The 20,122-nt window shown below is 25.7% G+C and carries 18 protein-coding genes; 16 read left to right on the top strand and 2 right to left on the bottom strand.

Annotated elements, in window-relative coordinates; genetic code table 11:
* Nucleotides 1-41: 41 nt before the first annotated feature.
* From ndhC to D9V67_RS00860, 16 genes are all read left to right on the top strand, one after another.
* Nucleotides 42-419 (top strand): NADH-quinone oxidoreductase subunit A, encoded by a 378-nt coding sequence (ndhC, locus tag D9V67_RS00785; protein ID WP_158359153.1) that lies wholly within the window; start codon nt 42-44, stop codon nt 417-419.
* A gap of 124 nt (nt 420-543) precedes the next feature.
* Entirely contained in the window at nt 544-1,209 is a 666-nt protein-coding gene (locus tag D9V67_RS00790) for an NADH-quinone oxidoreductase subunit B (protein WP_158359154.1), read from the top strand.
* A gap of 123 nt (nt 1,210-1,332) precedes the next feature.
* Nucleotides 1,333-3,135, top strand: coding sequence for an NADH-quinone oxidoreductase subunit C/D (gene nuoC / locus D9V67_RS00795; protein ID WP_158359156.1), 1,803 nt, complete (start codon nt 1,333-1,335; stop codon nt 3,133-3,135).
* Nucleotides 3,136-3,166: 31 nt separating this feature from the next.
* Nucleotides 3,167-3,646 (top strand): NADH-quinone oxidoreductase subunit NuoE, encoded by a 480-nt coding sequence (gene nuoE, locus D9V67_RS00800; protein ID WP_158360065.1) that lies wholly within the window; start codon nt 3,167-3,169, stop codon nt 3,644-3,646.
* Nucleotides 3,643-4,977 carry an NADH-quinone oxidoreductase subunit NuoF gene (gene nuoF / locus D9V67_RS00805; RefSeq protein WP_158359158.1) on the top strand — a complete coding sequence of 445 codons (1,335 nt, stop codon included), beginning with the start codon at nt 3,643-3,645 and terminating at the stop codon, nt 4,975-4,977. The genes nuoE and nuoF overlap by 4 nt, the downstream gene beginning before the upstream one ends.
* A 57-nt stretch (nt 4,978-5,034) precedes the next feature.
* Nucleotides 5,035-7,764 carry an NADH-quinone oxidoreductase subunit NuoG gene (gene nuoG / locus D9V67_RS00810; protein WP_158359161.1) on the top strand — a complete coding sequence of 910 codons (2,730 nt, stop codon included), beginning with the start codon at nt 5,035-5,037 and terminating at the stop codon, nt 7,762-7,764.
* Nucleotides 7,761-8,729: an NADH-quinone oxidoreductase subunit NuoH gene (gene nuoH, locus D9V67_RS00815; protein ID WP_158359163.1), complete on the top strand. Its 969-nt coding sequence runs from the start codon at nt 7,761-7,763 to the stop codon at nt 8,727-8,729. Before nuoG ends, nuoH begins: the two co-directional genes overlap by 4 nt.
* Nucleotides 8,730-8,752: 23 nt before the next feature.
* On the top strand, nt 8,753-9,295 hold the full coding sequence (gene nuoI / locus D9V67_RS00820; protein WP_158359165.1) for an NADH-quinone oxidoreductase subunit NuoI: 543 nt from the start codon (nt 8,753-8,755) through the stop codon (nt 9,293-9,295).
* Nucleotides 9,296-9,305: 10 nt separating this feature from the next.
* Nucleotides 9,306-9,821: an NADH-quinone oxidoreductase subunit J gene (gene nuoJ, locus D9V67_RS00825; protein ID WP_158359167.1), complete on the top strand. Its 516-nt coding sequence runs from the start codon at nt 9,306-9,308 to the stop codon at nt 9,819-9,821.
* A gap of 21 nt (nt 9,822-9,842) precedes the next feature.
* Nucleotides 9,843-10,145 (top strand): NADH-quinone oxidoreductase subunit NuoK, encoded by a 303-nt coding sequence (gene nuoK / locus D9V67_RS00830; RefSeq protein WP_158359169.1) that lies wholly within the window; start codon nt 9,843-9,845, stop codon nt 10,143-10,145.
* Nucleotides 10,142-11,983: an NADH-quinone oxidoreductase subunit L gene (gene nuoL / locus D9V67_RS00835; protein WP_158359171.1), complete on the top strand. Its 1,842-nt coding sequence runs from the start codon at nt 10,142-10,144 to the stop codon at nt 11,981-11,983. Before nuoK ends, nuoL begins: the two co-directional genes overlap by 4 nt.
* An 86-nt stretch (nt 11,984-12,069) precedes the next feature.
* Entirely contained in the window at nt 12,070-13,587 is a 1,518-nt protein-coding gene (gene nuoM, locus D9V67_RS00840; RefSeq protein ID WP_158359173.1) for an NADH-quinone oxidoreductase subunit M, read from the top strand.
* Between the two features lie 6 nt (nt 13,588-13,593).
* Nucleotides 13,594-15,066, top strand: coding sequence for an NADH-quinone oxidoreductase subunit N (locus D9V67_RS00845; RefSeq protein WP_158359175.1), 1,473 nt, complete (start codon nt 13,594-13,596; stop codon nt 15,064-15,066).
* 47 nt (nt 15,067-15,113) lie between these two features.
* Nucleotides 15,114-16,058 (top strand): TerC/Alx family metal homeostasis membrane protein, encoded by a 945-nt coding sequence (locus D9V67_RS00850; RefSeq protein ID WP_261979699.1) that lies wholly within the window; start codon nt 15,114-15,116, stop codon nt 16,056-16,058.
* A 243-nt stretch (nt 16,059-16,301) separates the two neighbouring features.
* The gene (folC, locus tag D9V67_RS00855) at nt 16,302-17,564 is read left to right on the top strand and encodes a bifunctional tetrahydrofolate synthase/dihydrofolate synthase (protein WP_158359179.1); all 1,263 of its coding nucleotides are present in this window, start codon (nt 16,302-16,304) and stop codon (nt 17,562-17,564) included.
* Nucleotides 17,565-17,577: 13 nt separating this feature from the next.
* Nucleotides 17,578-18,030, top strand: coding sequence for a CvpA family protein (locus D9V67_RS00860; RefSeq protein WP_158359181.1), 453 nt, complete (start codon nt 17,578-17,580; stop codon nt 18,028-18,030).
* Nucleotides 18,031-18,126: 96 nt separating this feature from the next.
* On the opposite strand, the gene D9V67_RS00865 is transcribed toward D9V67_RS00860, so the two are convergent.
* Entirely contained in the window at nt 18,127-19,074 is a 948-nt protein-coding gene (locus D9V67_RS00865; protein WP_158359184.1) for a ribose-phosphate pyrophosphokinase, read from the bottom strand.
* Nucleotides 19,075-19,163: 89 nt separating this feature from the next.
* Entirely contained in the window at nt 19,164-20,042 is an 879-nt protein-coding gene (gene ispE / locus D9V67_RS00870) for a 4-(cytidine 5'-diphospho)-2-C-methyl-D-erythritol kinase (RefSeq protein WP_158359186.1), read from the bottom strand.
* Nucleotides 20,043-20,122 lie beyond the last annotated feature (80 nt).

Below are 20,122 nucleotides of genomic sequence, written 5' to 3' on the forward strand. Positions count from 1 at the left end.
TTTTTTAAATATCAATATATTTTAATTTTTTAGGATAATATATGTTAAGAAATACAGAAGTAATGACTGAGTATTTATCTTTTTTTATTTTTATAACATCTTCTTTAGGATTTTGTTTCTTTATGCTTTTTTTAAGTTGGATATTAGGTGGTAAATCTTCATCTAGATATAAGAATACACCATTTGAATCAGGTATTGTATCAGTTGGAAATACTTATCTTCATTTTTCTGTAAAATTTTATTTAATTGCTATGTTTTTTGTAGTTTTTGATGTTGAAGCACTTTATTTATATGCATGGTCTATTAGTATATGTGAATCTGGATGGGCGGGATTTATTGAAGCTGCTATGTTTTCTATATCTCTTTTATTATCTCTATTTTATTTAATTCGTATTAAAGCATTAAATTGGTCATACTGATTTTTAAAAAGAATATTTAAATTTTTTTAAATTATAAAGTAGCTTATATATACAATATGATTTATATGAATGTAGTTTATATTATTAAGAGATAAAATTGAGAGATAAAAATATGATGTATAAAATGAATTACACTTTAACAAAAGTAGATACTGAGAAAAATATTAGACAGTATCCGAAAAGAACCGTTGAATCTACTGTAGATCCTGTAAAAGAATATTTAAAAAAAAATATTTTTATGGGAAAAATTAATCAATTAATGCATAAATTAGTTAATTGGGGGAGAAAAAATTCTCTTTGGCCTTATAATTTTGGATTGTCTTGTTGTTATGTTGAAATGGTATCAGCTTTTACTTCTGTACATGATATTGCACGTTTTGGATCTGAAGTATTACGTGCATCTCCTAGACAAGCTGATGTTATGGTAATTGCTGGTACACCATTTATTAAAATGGCTCCTGTTATTCAGCGTTTATATGATCAAATGTTAGAACCAAAATGGGTTATTTCTATGGGTGCATGTGCCAATTCTGGCGGTATGTATGATATTTATTCTGTTGTACAAGGAGTAGATAAATTTTTACCAGTAGATATTTATATTCCTGGTTGTCCACCTCGTCCTGAAGCATATATACAAGCTTTAATGCTATTACAAAAATTAATTAAAGAAGAAAGAAGACCATTATCTTGGATAATTGGAGAACAGGGTATATATAATAAAAAAATGTTATCTGAAAGAGTAAAAAAAAGAAGTAAAAGAATTAATGTAATTAATCTTCCAATTTCATAATTTGTTAAACAACAGAATGAAATTAAAGAATATAAACTGCTTTAATGTTGCTGATATTTTTTTAGATAATGCTAATATATAAATAATATAATATTTTTTTAAATTAATTAGAACGATAAATATATGACAGATTCAATAAAAAAAGATCATAACTTGTTCTTTAAAAATAATTCTGAAGAAAAATTAAATAATTCAGTAATGAAAAAATTATTTGATTTTTTTGGAAAAGATTTTTGTTTTCATCAAATAACTTTAACTGGTTTTCCTATAATATGGATAAATAAAATATTATTAATAGAAGTAGGAAAATTTTTATGTAATTTATCTCGTCCTTATATCATGCTTTATGATTTACATGGTGTAGATGAACGTATTAGATTAACTCGTAATAATTTACCTAAAGCTGATTTTTCAGTTTTTTATCATTTAATATCTATTGAACGTAATTCTGATTTTATGATTAAAGTACCATTATTAGAACAAGATTTAAGCGTGCCAACATTGACGGGTTTATTTTCTAATGCTAATTGGTATGAACGTGAAACTTGGGATATGTTTGGTATTATTTTTGATAAACACCCTAATTTAACTCGTATTATTATGCCTAGTACTTGGAAAGGGCATCCGTTAAGAAAAGATTATTCTGCAAGAGCAACTGAAAATAAACCTTTCTATTTAAATGAACAAAAAGAAGACATTCAAATGGAAGGATTAAAATTTAAACCTGAGTTATGGGGTATGAAACGTAAAAACAAAAATGTAGAATTTATGTTTTTAAACTTAGGACCTAATCATCCTTCTGCTCATGGTGCTTTTAGAATTATTTTACAGCTAGATGGTGAAAATATCGTAGATTGTGTACCAGATATTGGATATCATCATCGTGGAGCTGAAAAAATGGCAGAACGTCAGTCTTGGCATAGTTATATACCATATACTGATCGTATAGAATATCTTGGCGGTTGTGTTAATGAAATGCCTTATGTGTTATCTGTCGAAAAATTAGCTAATATATCAGTACCAGAAAAAGTAGAAGTTATTCGTGTCATGATGTCAGAATTATTTCGAATAAATAGTCATTTATTATATATTTCTACTTTTATTCAAGATGTTGGTTCTATGACTCCTGTTTTTTTAGCATTTACCGATCGTCAAAGGATATATGATTTAGTTGAAGCAATCACAGGTGCTCGTATGCATCCTGCTTGGTTTCGAATTGGTGGAGTAGCTAATGATTTACCAAAAGGTTGGAATGTTTTATTAAAAGAGTTTTTAATTTGGATGCCAAAAAGATTAAAATTTTATGTAAAAACTGCTTTACAAAATAGTATTTTAATTAATCGATCTAAGGGTATTGCTACATATAATAAAAAAGAAGCATTACAATGGGGTGTAACGGGAGCAGGTTTACGTGCTACAGGATTAAATTTTGATGTGAGAAAGTGGAGGCCATATTCTGGATATGAAAATTATACTTTTGAGGTGCCAATAGGAGGAGGAATTAGTGATTGTTATTCAAGAGTAATGATTAAAGTTGAAGAAATTTATCAAAGCCTTATTATTTTAAAACAATGTTTAGATAATATGCCAGAAGGGCCGTTTAAATCAGATCATCCTTTAACTACACCTCCTGATAAGGAATCGGTTTTACAGAATATCGACACGATGATTTCTCATTTTTTACAAGTATCTTGGGGGCCAGTTCTTCCAGAAAATGAAAGTTTTCAAATGATTGAAGCAACTAAAGGAATTAATAGTTATTATTTAATTAGTGATGGTGGTACGATGAGTTATCGTACTAGAATACGAACACCTAGTTTTCCACATTTACAACAAATACCTTCAGTAATTCGTGGAAGTTTAATATCCGATTTAATTGTATACTTAGGTAGTATAGATTTTGTAATGTCTGACGTGGATAGATAATTATGCATAAAAAAAAAGTGAATTTCGAGAAATTTCTATAAAATTTAAGTTAACAAATGAAGAAATAAATGCCATAGAAAATGAAAAAAAATTTTATGAAAATTCCAGAGCAGTTTCTATAGAAGCACTAAAGATTGTTCAAAAAAAACGAGGTTGGATTTCTGATCAAGCTATTTATGCCATTGCTGAAATACTCAATATTCATCCTAGAGATGTCGAAGAAGTAGCTACGTTTTATAGTCAGATCTTTCGTCAACCTGTCGGTCGTAATATTATTCGTTATTGTGATAGTGTAGTTTGTTTTTTAACAGGTTATCAAATAGTAAAAAATACTTTAGAAAATTATTTAAACATAAAGATAGGAGAAACTACAAAAGATAAAAAGTTTACTTTATTACCAGTTTGTTGTTTAGGTAATTGTGATAAAGGTCCAACTATTATGATAAATGAAGATACATATTCTTTTCTCACTCCAGAATCTATACCACGTTTACTGGAGTCATATACATGAAGACAATTTTACGTATTGAAGAGACACATCCTTTAACTTGGCGGTTAAGAGAAGATAAAAAAACTATTTATATTAAAGAATATTGCCAGAAGAATGGTTATGCGGCTTTAAAAAAAGCATTAAAAAATATATCTCCACTAGATATTATTAAAGAAATACAAGCATCAGGTTTAAAAGGAAGAGGAGGTGCAGGGTTTTCAACTGGTTTAAAATGGAGTTTAATATCTCAAAGTAAATTTTCTGAAAATTGTCGATATTTAATATGTAATGCAGATGAAATGGAGCCGGGTACATATAAAGATAGATTGCTAATTGAAAAAATTCCTCATCAGTTAATTGAAGGAATAATATTAAGTGCATATGCTTTAAATGTTTCCCGTGGTTATATTTTTTTAAGAGGAGAATATATTCAAGCTGAATATATTTTAAAAAAATCTATACAAGAAGCAATAGATTTTGGTTATATTGGTCCTAATATTTTAGGAAGCGGTTTTAATTTTGAATTAATTATACATACTGGTGCTGGTCGATATATTTGTGGAGAAGAAACAGCTTTACTTAATTCTTTAGAAGGTCGTAGAGCTAATCCTAGATCTAAGCCACCGTTTCCAGGGGTATTCGGTTTATGGGGAAAGCCAACATGTATCAATAATGTTGAAACATTATCTAATATTTCATCTATTATTTTGCATGGTGCTGATTGGTATAAATGTTTATCTAATAGTGTAGACACTGGCACTAAATTAATGGGTTTTTCAGGAAAAGTAAATAACCCTGGTGTTTGGGAATTACCCTTTGGAACTACTGCTCGTGAAATTTTAGAAGATTATGCTTGTGGAATGAAGCCTGGTTTATCTTTAAAAGCTTGGCAACCTGGTGGTGCAGGAACTGATTTTTTGACTGAAATGCATTTAGATGTACCAATGGATTTCAATCATATTAAAGAAGCAGGTAGTCGATTAGGCACTGCTCTTGCTATGGCTGTTGATCATCAAACGAATATGGTATCTTTAGTATACAATTTAGAAAAATTTTTTGCTCGTGAATCATGTGGTTTATGTACTCCATGTAGAGATGGACTTCCATGGATTGTAAAAATATTAAAAAGTTTAAAAGAAAAAAAAGGCCAACAAAATGATATAAAACATTTAGAACAATTATGTGTTCATTTAAGTCCAGGAAAAACATTTTGTGCTCATGCACCGGGAGCAATCGAACCTTTGCAAAGTGCCATAAAATATTTTCGTCATGAATTTGAAGCTGGAATTAATACAAAAAAAATAGATTTAAATAAAAAAATTATTGGAATTCAATCTAATTATTTTAGTTAAAATGTTTAAATTTTTTTATATATTTATCTAAATAAAAGTTTTTGGAATTATCTTATTATGGCTATAATTTATGTAGATAGAAAAACGTATAATGTTGATTCGTCAGATAATTTATTGCAAGCATGCTTATCAGTAGGTATTAATATCCCTTATTTCTGTTGGCATCCTTTATTAGGTAGTGTAGGAGTCTGTCGTCAATGTGCTATAACTCAGTACAATAACTTTGAAGATCATCAAGGTCGATTGATTATGTCTTGTATGACTCCTGTTACAGATGGAGCAATATTATCTGTTAATAGTACTGAATCAGAACTTTTTAGAAGTTCCATTATAGAGTTATTATTAACTAATCATCCACATGATTGTCCAGTATGTGAAGAAGGTGGTCATTGTCATTTACAGGATATGACTGTGATGACTAAGCATAGCATGCGTCATTATAGATTCAAAAAAAGAACACATAAAAATCAATATTTAGGATCTTTTATTAAACATGAAATGAATCGTTGTATTACATGTTATCGTTGCGTTAGATATTACAATGATTATGCTGATGGTATTGATTTTGGAGTTTATGGAGCTAATAATAATATTTATTTTGGACGTGTAGAAGACGGTGCTTTAGAAAATGAGCACTCCGGTAATTTAATAGAATTATGTCCTACTGGTGTATTTACTGATAAAACTCATTCTAAAAGATATAATCGAAAATGGGATATGCAATATGCTCCAGGTATATGTAACAATTGTAGTGTTGGTTGTAACATTAGTATCGGAGAACGTTATGGTGAAATACGGCGAATAGAAAATAGGTATCATGAAAATATAAATCATTATTTAATTTGTGATCTTGGTCGTTTTGGTTATTTACAAAATAATTTAACTGTTCGTCCAAAACAACCTATTCATAATGATAAAGAACAAACTATATTAAATTTTACACAAGCGATAGAACTTGGAGTTCTTTTTTTTCAACGATATAAGCGTATAATTGGTATTGGTTCTACTCGATCTAGTATAGAAAATAATTTTTCTTTACAAGAACTGGTAGGAAAAGAAAATTTTTCTCATGGAATGATTGAAAAAGAACAAAATTGCACTAAATTAATTTTAAATGTTTTAAAAAATAATCACATATATATTCCATCTTTAAAAGAGATTGAAAGTTATGATGTAATTTTAATCTTAGGAGAAGATTTAACACAAACTTCTCCTCGTATTGCTTTAGCAGTACGTCAAGCAATTAAGAAAAAAGCACAAGATATTACAAGCTTATATGGAATACCTAAATGGAATGTTTCTCCTATCAAGCAAATTATAGAAAATCATAAAAATTCTTTATATCTTATGCATACACATGAAACGAAATTAGATGATATTTCTGAGTGGTCTTATTTTGCATCTATTCGTGAACAAGTGAATTTAGCATGTGCTATTGCACATGAAATAGATAAAAGTTTACCTCCAGTTTTACATTTAAATACTTTTTTAAAAGAAAAAGCATTATTAATTGCTAATCGTTTAATGTTATCTAAAAAAGCATTAATTATTTCAGGTGTACATTCTTTTGATAGTTCAATTATAAAGGCTTCTATAAATATAGCTAAAGCTATTAAAATTAAAAATTTGAATAACCATGTTGGTCTCACTTTATTAACAGCTTCTTCTAATACTTTAGGTGTGGGATTGATGGGAGGTATGTCTTTGGAATCTGCATTAGAAGAATTTAAGCAAGAAAAAGCAGACGCTATCATTTTTATGGAATACGATTTATATCGTTTTATATCTGAATATGATTGTGATTTTTTATTAAAAAATAAACAAAAAATAATGACTTTAGATCATCAATCTACTAAAACTTATAAAAAATCTGGATTAACTCTTTCCTCAACTAATTTTACAGAAAGTTCTGGAACAATAATAAACTTTGAAGGAAGAGCTCAGCGTTTTTTTCAAGTATATGATCCTAGTTTTTATAATAAAAATAATTGTGTTTTAGATAGTTGGAAATGGTTGCATTGTATCAAATCAAAGATTGATAATGTAGAAGAATCTTGGTCTAATTTAGATGATGTAATAAATGCGTATACTGAAAAATATGAAATTTTAGAATCAATAAAAATAAAAGAATTAAGTTCTAGTTTTCGTATTCATGGTCAAAAAATTGCTCGTTCTCCTATTCGTTCTAGTGGTAGAACTGCTTTACATGCTAATATTAATATTCATGAGCCTTCTCAACCAAAAGATTTAAATACTATGTTTTCGTTTTCTATGGAAGGATATAATCAACCTAATAAATCTGTATCTCATATTCCCTTTGCTTGGTTTCCTGGATGGAATTCTCCTCAAGCATGGAATAAATTTCAGGAAAAAATAGGTAAAAATTTAATATCTGGAGATTCAGGAATACATATTTTTAAAAAAAATACAAATGTAATACAAAATTATTTAAATTTAATTCCTTTTCATTTTATAAAAAAAGAATACTGGTACATAATCCCTTATTATCATATTTTTGGAAATGAAGAATTAACTCAGTATTCATCTGTAATACAAGAAAATATTCCTTTATCATATGCCTTAATTAGTTTACTGGATGGAATTGAATTAGGTTTTAAAAAAGATTCTATAGTAGAATTTAATTGTTTAAATAAGAATTATCGTTTATCAATACGATTATCTAAACATTTAAAACAAAAACAGATAGGCTTGCCTATAGGAAGAAAAGGATTTCCAATTACTCTTGTTGGTAATAAAATTAAATCGTTAAAGGAATTTATGAGATGATTTTTTTAGAATCACATATATTAACAATAATTTTTTGTTTGTTAAAAGTTATTTTTATTTTATTTTTTATAGTTTTTTCTGGTGCTCTTTTAAGTGTTATTGAACGTAGATTACTAGCATTATTTCAAAATAGATATGGACCTAATCGAGTTGGTTGGATGGGAAGTTTACAATTATGCGCTGATATGATCAAAATTTTATTTAAAGAGGACTGGGTACCTCCGTTTAGTAAAAAATTTATTTTTATTTTATCACCAGTCATTGCTTTTGTTTCGTTATTATGTGTTATTCCAATCATTCCATTTAATTCTAATTTTTTTATTATTAATTTAAATATAGGAATATTATTTTTTTTAATGATGGCTGGCTTATCGGTTTATTCTGTATTATTTGCAGGTTGGTCTAGTAATAATAAGTATGCATTATTAGGAGCTATGCGCGCCTGTGTTCAAACTTTAAGTTATGAAGTTTTTTTAGGATTATCATTAATGGGTGTAGTAGCTCAGTCAGGATCTTTTAATATTATAGATATTGTTAATAGTCAAAAAGAAGTTTGGAATATTTTTCCACAATTTTTTGGTTTTTTAACTTTTTTTATAGCAGGTTTAGCTGTTTGTCATAGACATCCATTTGATCAACCAGAATCTGAACAAGAATTAGCTGATGGTTACCATATTGAATATTCTGGTATGAAGTTTGGTTTGTTTTTTATTGGAGAATACATTTCTATTATTACAATTTCATTATTAATAGTAACAGTTTTTTTTGGTGGTTGGTTTGGACCTTGGGCATCAAGTTGTTTTTGGCTTTTTTTAAAAACATGTTTTTTTATTATTTTGTTTATTTTAATTCGAGCTTCTTTACCGCGACCAAGATATGATCAAATGTTATCATTTGGATGGAAAGTTTGTTTACCATTAACATTATTTAATTTATTTATAACTGCTTTTTTTATATTATTGTGAATTTTATAAGAGATTTTTTATTTATGATTTTAAAAAATATTATTATCGGCTTTATAACACAAATAAGAAGTATTTTAATGATTGGTTTGAATATTTTTTCGAAAGCAGAAACGCAATCGTATCCAGAAGAAAAAGTAAATTTATCTCCTCGTTATCGCGGTCGTATTATATTAACACGTAATTTAGATGGAAATGAACGTTGTGTTGCTTGTAATTTATGTGCAGCAGTTTGTCCTGTTGATTGTATTTCGCTTCAAAAATCTGAGAAAATAGGAGGTCGTTGGTATCCTGAATTTTTTAGAATTAATTTTTCTCGTTGTATTTTTTGTGGTTTATGCGAGGAGGCATGTCCAACAGCTGCTATTCAATTAACTTCAGATTTTGAACTCGCTGATTTTAAGAGAAAAGATTTAGTCTATGAAAAAGAAGATTTATTAATTTCTGGTCCAGGGAAATATTCAGATTATAATTTTTATAATTTTTCTGGAGTTGCTATAAAAGAAAAAAATATAGGTGAATTAAATATTGAATCTAAACCTATTAACGTAAAGGATTTATTACCATAAGGAGATTTTTATGGAATTTGTTTTTTATATATGCGCATTTATAGCAGTTATTTCTACTTTTTGTGTAATTATTCAAAAAAACGCAGTATATTCTTTATTATATTTAATTATTTCTCTTTTATCAGTATCTGGTATTTTTTTTACACTTGGTGCTTTTTTTGCAGGTGCTTTAGAAGTTATTATTTATGCTGGAGCTATTATAGTATTATTTGTTTTTGTTATTATGATGCTTAATCTTGGTGATAAAAATGATATAAAAGAAGCAAAATATTTAAAGCCTTACTTTTGGATTGGACCTAGTTTATTATCATTAATATTATTTTCATCAATGACTTATGCGATATTTTTTTTAAAAGAAAAAAAAATAGAATGGTTTCTAATTGACTCAAAAATGATTGGTATTAGTTTATTTGGCCCTTACGTATTATTAGTTGAACTATCTTCAATTCTTTTATTATCTGCTTTAGTTGTTGTATTTCACATTGGTACAGAAAAAAATAAATCAAACATCAATCATAATAATTGATATCTATAAGGATCATGAGTAATGATTTCTTTATTTTACGGCTTGTTTTTATCATTAATATTATTTATCTTAGGTTTAACATCTTTAATTGTACGACGTAATATATTATTTATATTGATTAGTTTAGAAATCATGATCAATGCTGCTGGATTAGCATTAATAGTAGCAGGTAGTTATTGGCAACAAGTAGATGGTCAAATAATGTATATATTCGTGATTACTTTAGCTGCGTCAGAAGCAAGTATAGCTTTAGCATTATTACTTCAAATTTATAGACGTTGGAAAACATTAAATATTGATATTTTAAGTGAGATGCATGGATGAATATTATTTTTTTCATAGTTTTGTTTCCACTAATTGGATTTTTATTTTTATCTTGTAATCAAAGTGTAATTTCTAGAACAAAATCGTCTAATATAGGTATATCTTCAATATTTATATCATTTTTAATCACTTGTTTTTATATTTATAGTTTTATAAAAAACACGGATCAAGTTGTTGTTCAAAAATTATGGCAATGGATATCTATTTATAATTTTAATATAGACTTTTCTATGTGTTTAGATAGCTTATCTTTAAGTATGCTATCTGTAATTACAGGTGTTGGTTTATTAATACATATTTTTGCTTCATGGTATATGAAGAACAAAAAAGATTGTTCACGTTTTTTTGCATATACTAATTTATTTATAGCAAGTATGTCAGTGTTAGTATTAGCAGATAATTTTTTATTTATGTATTTAGGATGGGAAGGAGTAAGTGTATGTTCTTATTTACTAATTGGTTTTTATTATACTAAATTTCACAATAACTACTGTGCTCTTAAGGCTTTTATTTTAACGAGAATTTCTGATATTTTTTTAATGGTTGCAATGTTTTTAATATATCAAGAATATGGTACTTTAAATTTTCAAGAAATTAAATTTTTATCAACTTTTTTAAATATAGACAGTTGCTATAATTTAAATTGGATTACAATTTGTTTATTAATAGGTGTTTTAGGAAAATCTGCTCAGTTACCATTACACACCTGGTTATCTGATGCAATGGTTGGTCCTACTCCTGTTTCAGCTCTTATACATGCAGCTACTATGGTAACAGCAGGTGTGTATCTAATAGCTAGAACTTATTTTTTATTTTTATTAACTCCAGATATATTATATCTTGTAAGCTTAATTGGTACAATAACAATATTATTATCTAGTATTTCTGCTGTATTTCAAACTGATATAAAACGTATTTTAGCTTATTCTACTATGAGTCAAATAGGATATATGTTTTTAGCATTAGGTGTTCAGGCATGGAGTGCAGCAATAACACATTTAATTATACATGCTATTTTTAAAGCATTATTATTTTTATCTGCAGGTTCATTGATTTTATCGTGTAACAATGAAAAAAATATATTTAAATTAGGTGGTTTACGTAAACAATTACCTTTTTTATATATGAATTTTATTGTTGGAGGTGCTGCTTTAGTTTCTTTTCCTTTAGTGACAGCTGGTTTTTATAGTAAAGGTAATATTTTATTTAGTGTTTTACAAAGCGGTTATATTAATTTATTTTTAATCGCTTTGTTATGTTCTTTTTTAACATCTATTTATACCTTTAGAATGATTTTTGTTGTTTTCCATGGAAAAAGCTCTTGTATAGCTATTCCCGCTACTAGCTTGCAGCATAATGTACCATTATTAATTTTATTGTTTTTTTCTACAATTTTGGGTTCATATATTATTTTACCATTATCATATGTATTTCCTATATCTAATGTATTATTAACAGATAATAAATTTTTATTTGAAACAATATGTAGTATATTATCTATTTCTGGAATTTATCTTTCTTATTATATTTGGGTTAAAAACAAATATTGGGTTAATGATAAGTATTTTAAACTTAATAGAATAAGATATATCTTTTCTTTTTTTTCAAAAGGTTGGGGTTTTGATTTTTTTTATAATATATCTTTTGTGAATTTTTATTTATATATATCTCAAATATTCTCTCTTGATCCTTTTAATAAAATTATATATTTTTTTATAAAAATAATAAAAATATTTAATTGTTATTTATTAAAGATAAGTAATGGCTATATAAGATGGTATGTAACTTCAATGGTATTAAGTGTTATCTTAATGTTTATATTAATTTTGTTGTATTAGTGTAGTATACAATAAATTATTTTTTTAATGATAAAAACAATTTCATTGAAAAAACACTTATAGTATATAATAGGAATATATGTGTGATGTTACTTTCTTTATTAATTATCATTCCATTTTTTAGTAGTTTTTTTTCTTTTTTTTCTTATAATTTTAATAAAAACATTCCTCGTTGGACTGCGTTAATAGGAACAATATCAACTTTATTAGTTGTTATAATACTTTTAATACAGGAGAATTATTGTTTTTTACAAGATAAACATTATCCTAATTGGGATTATCAATTTATTATCCCTTGGATACCAAGTTTTGGTATTTCATTTAATATTGCAATTGATGGTTTATCTATTGTGATGCTTATTTTTGCTTCTTTATTATCAATGATAGCTATTGTTTGTTCATGGAATGAAATTAAAACAAAAGAAGGTTTTTTTTATTTTAATTTGATGCTGGTCTTTAGTGGTATAATTGGTATTTTTATTTCTATAGATCTTTTTTTATTTTTCTTTTTTTGGGAAATTATATTAATTCCTATGTATTTTTTAATTGCATTATGGGGTTATAAAGATCAAAAAGAAAATAGTTGTCTTGCTGCTAATAAATTTTTTATATATGGACAAATTTCTGGATTAATATTGTTATCATCTATTTTATTATTAGTTTTTAACCATTATCAAATTACTCATATTATAACTTTTGACTATAATTTATTGCTACATGCATCTCTAAATCAATATGTAGAATATATTATTATGTTGGGATTTTTTTTCGCATTCGCTATAAAAATGCCTATTGTTCCATTCCATGGTTGGTTGCCAGATATGCATGTGCAATCTTCATCTTGTGGTTCAGTAGAGATCATTGGTATTTTATTAAAAACTGCTCCTTATGCACTTTTAAGGTATCATTTAGTTCTATTTCCTCATTCAATAGAAAAATTTGCTCCAGTTATAATGTTTTTAGGTCTTGTGAGTATATTTTATGGTGCTATTCTTGCTTTCGCTCAAACAAATATTAAACGTTTAATTGCTTATTCTTCTATCTCTCATATGGGATTAATCTTAATTGCTATTTATAGTAATAATGAAATATCACTTCAAGGTGTGATAATTCAAATGTTATCTAATAGTGTATCTACTGCTGCTTTATGTATTTTATCTGGTCAACTATATAAACGCTTGAAAACTCAAGATATGCGTCTAATGGGAGGATTATGGTCTTACGTATATTGGATTCCAGGTTTTACATTATTTTTTTCTCTAGCAAATTTAGGAATACCTGGAACAGGGAATTTTATTGGTGAGTTTCTGATTTTATCTGGTCTTTTTCAGTTTTATCCTCTTGTATCCATATTAGCTACAACTGGTATTGTTTTTTCTTCTATTTATTCTTTAAATATGATACACAAGATATTTTATGGTTCACCTACAAAAAATTTTCCAGTTTTCTTTGTAAATAAGCAAGAATTATGGACAATAATAGTATTAATTTTTATGTTAGTTTTTTTAGGTTTAAATCCTCAGAAAATTATAGATACTTCGTATAATTCTATACATAATATTCAAAAAGAATTTAATTATTCTATTTTAAAGATAAGGTTGTGATTAGGAATGACAACAAATTTACAACAATTAATAGCATTTTCGCCTTTTTTAATTGTACTATTCACTGTAATAGCAGTTGTATTTTTTATTGCTTATAATAGAAATCATTGTTTTGTTTCTGTGTTTAGTTCACTCGGCTTAATATCTTCATTATCTTCATTATATTTTTTAAATACTATTGTTCCAATAGATATCAATTGTTTATTTTATATTAATAATTATTCTATTTTTTATATTGGAATGATTATTATTGCGAGTATTAGCACATGTATTTTTGCATACCCATCGTTATTAAAATATCCATTTAATAAAGAAGAATTTTATTTACTGATACTTATATCTACATTAGGAGCTATGTCGTTAATCATTTCTAATCATATGGCCTCTTTTTTAGTCAGCATTGAACTAACATCTTTACCAATATTTGGTTTAATTGGTTATTCTAGTTATAAAAAACAGTCTTTAGAAGCTTCATTTAAATATGTTATTCTATCTGGTGTTACATCTAGTTTTTTATTACTTGGTATTGCTTGGGTGTATTCTATTTGTGGAAGTTTAAATTTTATATCTATCAATAAAGCATTTAATATATTATCTTTGAGCGAAAAAACAGTCGTATTATTTGGTATTAGTATGATATTATTATCTTTATTATTTAAATTATCTATTGTACCATTTCATTTATGGACTCCTGACGTTTATGAAGGCACCCCTGCTTTAGTATTATCTTTTTTTTCTACCGTGGGGAAAATTGCAACTTTTTATGTATTATTAAATTTATTGACATGTTTTTCTATTTCTGATCATAAAATATTATATTTTTTAATATCATTGTGTACTATTTTTTCGATGTTATTTGGTAATTTAATGGCTCTTTTTCAAAAAAATTTCAAGAGATTTTTAGGGTATTCATCAATATCACAAATGGGATATCTTTTTATAGTATTACTTGTATTAGATAATAATTATATATTTTCTTTAGAAGCGAGTACTATATATTTGTTTGCTTATTTATTTAGTAATATAGTTTGTTTTGGTATTATTGATTTAATTTCTAGTTCAGATAAAAAAAATGATGCACATTTAATATCTTCATATCAAGGATTATTTTGGTCACATCCTATTTTATCTACTGTTTTAACACTTGTTCTACTATCTTTGGCAGGCATTCCAATAACTTTAGGATTTATAGGGAAATTTTATATATTATCAATTATTGTTAAAGAACATTTATGGATGATTGGTTTTTCATTTTTAGTCGCTACATTGTTAGGTGTTTATTGTTACTTGAGAGTTATTATTACTTTATACTCAAGTTCTTCATCATTATTTGTGCAAAAAGATTTAAAGATATTAAATAATTTAGTATATACTCCTTCTAAAATAGTTATAGTTTTTTCAGGATTAATCTTATTAATATTAGGGATATATCCAAATCCATTGATTAGCTTACTAAAGCTATCTTCATTATTTGAATAATTACAAATATTTTTTTAAAAAAAATAGGATTGAGATTAGTGATTTATATGCATTCTATGAAATTACTTTGGAGTATTTTTTTTTTCTTAATTGTAATTATATTCATAATAGATCATTACATCTACAAAAAGAACAAAATACAAGAAAAATTTTTAAAAAAATCTTTTTTTTATTGTTTTTATTGGTTTTTTTTATCTTTATTTTTCGTGATAATTTTTTGGTTTATTACGTATAAGAATCAAGGTCCTGCAATCGCTAATGAAAATATTATAATATTTTTTACTGGATATTTATTAGAAATATTACTTTCAATTGATAATGTGTTTGTATGGTTTCTTATTTTTAAATCGTTAAAGATACCAAAAATTTTTCAAAGAAAAGTGTTGTTATATGGGATATGGAGTGCAGTAATACTGCGTGCTAGTATAATTTTTTATGGGCAAATATTATTTTCTAAATATCATTGGATATTATATTTTTTTGGTGTATTTTTTTTATTGACTAGCTTAAAAATGATTTTTTTTAATACTAAAAATAGTACGAAAGAAAAAAATATTAGAATGTTTTGGATTTCTAATGTTTTTAGAGTTTCTCACTGTATTGATAATAAAAAATTTTTTTTTATATCAGATAAAAAATTATTTATTACTCCTCTATTATTGTCTTTAATTATGATAGAGTTAAGTGATATTATATTTTCAATAGATAGCATTCCTGCCGTTTTTTTTATTACTGATAATTTTTTTATTATATTGACTTCAAATATCTTTGCAGTATTAGGATTAAGATCTATATATTTTTTAATATCAGTTATTATAGAAAAATATCCTGAAATTGAATATGGATTATCAGGGGTATTAATATTTATTGCATTTAAAATACTACTTGAAAAATTTTTTGTTATATCAACATTTCTTACATTATTAATAATATTAATAATACTAATTATTCCATGTATGATTAAAAGAATTTTATATTTTAGAAGACAGTAAAAGTTTTTTATTTAAGATATAATATATTTTTTTATAAAAAGATTTTAGAATTATCATATAATATAATTATGATTATAATCTAAATCTTTTAAAATTTTCATTTTATAAAAATAATTTTATCTATAAAAGTCATTTTTAGTCTATAAACATTTTATGTTTAGTGTTTTGAATAATTTATATATTTAAAAAATATTTATATTTTTATTCCATTTTTTTGTTATGTAATATAATTATAAGAGTTACATGTATAATAACAATTCTTTATCTATGTGGTTAAAATATTTAGAAAAAATTGATAAAACAATAATCTTTAATCTTAATGAGTTAAAATCTATTGCTAAAAAATTAAACTTATTAAATTTTAAAGAGTTTATTTTTACTGTCGCAGGTACTAACGGTAAAGGTACAACTTGTGCAATGTTAGAAACATTGCTTTTAAAATCAGGTTATAAAGTAGGATTGTACACTTCTCCTCATTTGATTAGTTATTTAGAACGGGTGAGAATTAATGGTTCTATTCTCAATGAAGAACAACATATTTCTTCTTTTAAATATATAGAATTAGTTAGATGCTCGACTGTATTAAGTTATTTTGAATTTATCACACTAGCAGCATTAATGTTATTTAAACAATATTCATTAGATGTAATTATACTAGAAGTAGGTTTAGGTGGACGATTAGATGCTACTAATATTATTGATTCCGATTTATCTATCATTACTAATATAGGAATAGATCATACTTATATATTAGGAAAAAATCGTTTCAGTATTGCACGTGAAAAATCTGGTATTTTTAGAAAGAATAAAATTTCTGTAATTGGAGAAAAAAATATTCCAGATTCTATGAATCAAATAGCTAAAGAAAAAAAAACCATATTAAAAAAAATTAATAAAGATTGGTCATGGAATAAAAAGAATAATCATTGGAATTTTATTCATTCGAATATTGAATTACATGGTTTACCTTTAACTCATATACCACTATCTAATACAGCTATTGCTTTATCTGCATTATATTATGCTGGTTTTAAAATTACTGAAGAAGTAGTAAGAAAATCTATTTCTACTGTAAATCTACCTGGTAGATTTCAAATTATTTCTACTTTCCCATATATTATTGTAGATGTAGCTCATAATCCTCATGCCTCTTTATATTTATTTAAAAAAATAAATAATTTAAATTTGACAGGAAAAATATATGCATTAGTAGGGTTTTTAAAAGATAAAGATATTACTGGAATTATTAATCCTTTTAAAAATACTATTAATTATTGGTATGCTGCACCTTTACAAACTAACCGTACTGCTACTATAGAACAATTAAAAAAATTTTTACCTTCAGATAATACTTTAGTATTGAATAGTATTTATGAATCTTATAAAATAATACGTATATCATTAAAAAAACAAGATGCTATTTTAATATTTGGTTCTTTTTTAACGGTTTCAGAATTTATTTCCGCAAAAAATATAGAAGATAATGTAAATATATCAAAAATATAATTTTGGAAAATTTATGTTTCTAATAGATTATATTATTGTTTTTACTGTTTTTATTTCAATTTTTTTAGGTTTATCACGTGGTTTTTTACAAGAATTTATTTCTTCTTTTTTTTGGTTTTTTAATTTTTATTTTTTTTATAAGTATTATTATTTTAGTTCTTTTTATATAAATGCTTTTCAAGATATTTTTTTTAAAAATAAAATTTTAATATTAATTATATTTTTTTTTATTATAAAAAAAATATTAAATTATGGTGTGCAAAAAATAATTAAAAAAATAAATCTTGTTTTTTTAAATATTATTTTAGGAGGTTTGTTTGGAATATTTCGTAGTTTTATATTAGTATTTCTATTTCTGTTAATTTTTAAACATTTTTCTAGTGCTCTAAGCTATTATACTTATATACAAAGTTCGTTTTTAATTAATGTTTTTTTTAAAATTACATACTTTTTTATTAATTTATAATAATTCTTTTTTTAAAAACTAAGCACATTTTTTATAAAATACAGAGGAGTATAGTGTGCTTAGCATTGTATATATTAAATTAATATAAAAAATGTATTAATGTTCAAACATAGCAGAAATAGATTCTTCATTGCTAATTCTTCTTATCGCTTCAGCTAACATACCTGCTAAGGTAAGTGTACGTACATTTGGTAGTGCTTCAATTTTTTCTGATAATGGAATTGTATCACATACAACAACTTCATCAATCATAGAATTTTTTAAGTTTGTAGAAGCATTTCCAGAAAAAATAGGATGTGTTGCATATGCGAAAACTCTCTTTGCTCCTCTTTCTTTTAAAGCTTCTGCAGCTTTACAGAGAGTTCCTCCTGTATCTATCATATCATCTACTAAGATACAATCTCTATTTGCTACATCACCGATAATATGCATAATTTGAGATACATTAGCACGAGGTCTTCTTTTATCAATAATTGCCATATCTGTATCATAAAGTAGCTTAGCGATTGCTCGTGCTCTTACTACTCCACCAATATCAGGGGAAACAACAATTGGATTTTTGAGTTCTCTTTGCAGCATATCTTCCAAAAGAATTAAACTGCCAAATACATTATCAACAGGAACATCAAAAAAACCTTGTATTTGTTCTGCATGAAGATCTACTGTTAGTACTCGATCTACTCCAATACTAGATAAAAAATCTGCTACCACTTTTGCTGTGATAGGAACTCTCGCTGATCTTACTCGACGATCTTGACGCGCATATCCAAAATATGGTATCACTGCAGTGATTCTACCAGCAGAAGCTCTTCTCAATGCGTCTACCATCACAACTAATTCCATTATATTATCATTAGTTGGTGAGCAAGTAGATTGAATAATAAAAATGTCACCACCTCTTACATTTTCATTAATTTGTACACTGATTTCACCATCGCTAAATCTACCTACAGCTGCATTGCCTAAATTAATATACAATCTATTTGCAATAAATTTTGCTAGTTTCGGAATAGAATTTCCGGCAAAAAGTTTCATCTCAGGCATAAAAAACCTTATTTTTTATTATGTATTTTAAATCAATAGTATTTTTTATATTTCATCTTGAATAAATTATTGATATAAAAATATTTTTCTTAATTAATAAACAATATATTTTTTTTATAAAGCATATTATGTAATGGTGAAATATTAACACTTTTTGAGATAAATCCTTTCATATTTTTAGGGATCAAAGCAAGAATTTTTTGTGCAGATTTTTTGTCACTAAATTCAGAAAAAATACAAGATCCTGTACCACTCATACGTGAAGGTGCATATGTAGATAGAATTGAAAGTAATTGTTTTATATGAATAAATTTTTGTATTACAAGATCTTGAAAATCGTTTTTAAAAGGCATCTTTAATAATATTTTGATAGGTTTTTTAGTGCTATTACTTTTCAATAAGGGATTTGAAAACATATTTTTTGTTAATATCTGAATATTAGGATATACAACTAAATACCATTTCTCTTTTTGTGTAATAGGATATAATATTTCTCCTATTCCTTCAATAACAGCTGTATGTCCCATAATAAAACCAGGTACATCTGTTCCTATTTTTAGACCAAATACAGATAGTTCTTCTAATGTAAATTGTGTATTCCATAATTGATTTAAAGCAATAAAAGTAGTTGCAGCATTAGAAGAAGCTCCTCCTAATCCACTTCCTAAAGGGATTCTTTTTTTTAAAAATATTTTTGCTCCAAAATTAGTGTTGTGTATTTTACCGTAAAGTAATGCTTGTTCTTTTAATATTTGAGCTGCATGTATAATACTATTTTTAATATTTATAAGAGATTGTTTTCTGGTAAATAGTTGAACATGACTAGTTTTATTAGGAACTATTGTTAGTGTATCTCCGTAATTAAGAATTTGGAATAAGGTCTGTATGTAGTGATATCCATCTAGACGTATACCAGTCACGTATAAAAATAGATTAATTTTTGCAGGCGATGGCCATGTATATATCATTTTAAGATTCATTTTTTTTATTAAAACAATGTTTTATATTAGTTTTATTAAAATTACAATAGAAATATTAAAAAATGATA

This window comes from Buchnera aphidicola (Brachycaudus cardui) (assembly GCF_005081945.1).
GTDB lineage: Bacteria > Pseudomonadota > Gammaproteobacteria > Enterobacterales > Enterobacteriaceae > Buchnera > Buchnera aphidicola_AN.

What these genes read in the sequence shown, in the direction of transcription:
- folC (WP_158359179.1), top strand. Translation starts at nt 16,302, where the DNA reads ATGTATAATAACAATTCTTTATCTATGTGGTTAAAATATTTAGAAAAA.
- D9V67_RS00860 (WP_158359181.1), top strand. Translation starts at nt 17,578, where the DNA reads ATGTTTCTAATAGATTATATTATTGTTTTTACTGTTTTTATTTCAATT.
- nuoF (WP_158359158.1), top strand. Translation starts at nt 3,643, where the DNA reads ATGAAGACAATTTTACGTATTGAAGAGACACATCCTTTAACTTGGCGG.
- D9V67_RS00850 (WP_261979699.1), top strand. Translation starts at nt 15,114, where the DNA reads ATGCATTCTATGAAATTACTTTGGAGTATTTTTTTTTTCTTAATTGTA.
- D9V67_RS00865 (WP_158359184.1), bottom strand. Translation starts at nt 19,074, where the DNA reads ATGCCTGAGATGAAACTTTTTGCCGGAAATTCTATTCCGAAACTAGCA.
- ndhC (WP_158359153.1), top strand. Translation starts at nt 42, where the DNA reads ATGTTAAGAAATACAGAAGTAATGACTGAGTATTTATCTTTTTTTATT.
- nuoJ (WP_158359167.1), top strand. Translation starts at nt 9,306, where the DNA reads ATGGAATTTGTTTTTTATATATGCGCATTTATAGCAGTTATTTCTACT.
- D9V67_RS00790 (WP_158359154.1), top strand. Translation starts at nt 544, where the DNA reads ATGAATTACACTTTAACAAAAGTAGATACTGAGAAAAATATTAGACAG.
- nuoG (WP_158359161.1), top strand. Translation starts at nt 5,035, where the DNA reads ATGGCTATAATTTATGTAGATAGAAAAACGTATAATGTTGATTCGTCA.
- nuoC (WP_158359156.1), top strand. Translation starts at nt 1,333, where the DNA reads ATGACAGATTCAATAAAAAAAGATCATAACTTGTTCTTTAAAAATAAT.
- nuoM (WP_158359173.1), top strand. Translation starts at nt 12,070, where the DNA reads ATGTTACTTTCTTTATTAATTATCATTCCATTTTTTAGTAGTTTTTTT.
- D9V67_RS00845 (WP_158359175.1), top strand. Translation starts at nt 13,594, where the DNA reads ATGACAACAAATTTACAACAATTAATAGCATTTTCGCCTTTTTTAATT.
- ispE (WP_158359186.1), bottom strand. Translation starts at nt 20,042, where the DNA reads ATGATATATACATGGCCATCGCCTGCAAAAATTAATCTATTTTTATAC.
- nuoH (WP_158359163.1), top strand. Translation starts at nt 7,761, where the DNA reads ATGATTTTTTTAGAATCACATATATTAACAATAATTTTTTGTTTGTTA.
- nuoK (WP_158359169.1), top strand. Translation starts at nt 9,843, where the DNA reads ATGATTTCTTTATTTTACGGCTTGTTTTTATCATTAATATTATTTATC.
- nuoI (WP_158359165.1), top strand. Translation starts at nt 8,753, where the DNA reads ATGATTTTAAAAAATATTATTATCGGCTTTATAACACAAATAAGAAGT.
- nuoL (WP_158359171.1), top strand. Translation starts at nt 10,142, where the DNA reads ATGAATATTATTTTTTTCATAGTTTTGTTTCCACTAATTGGATTTTTA.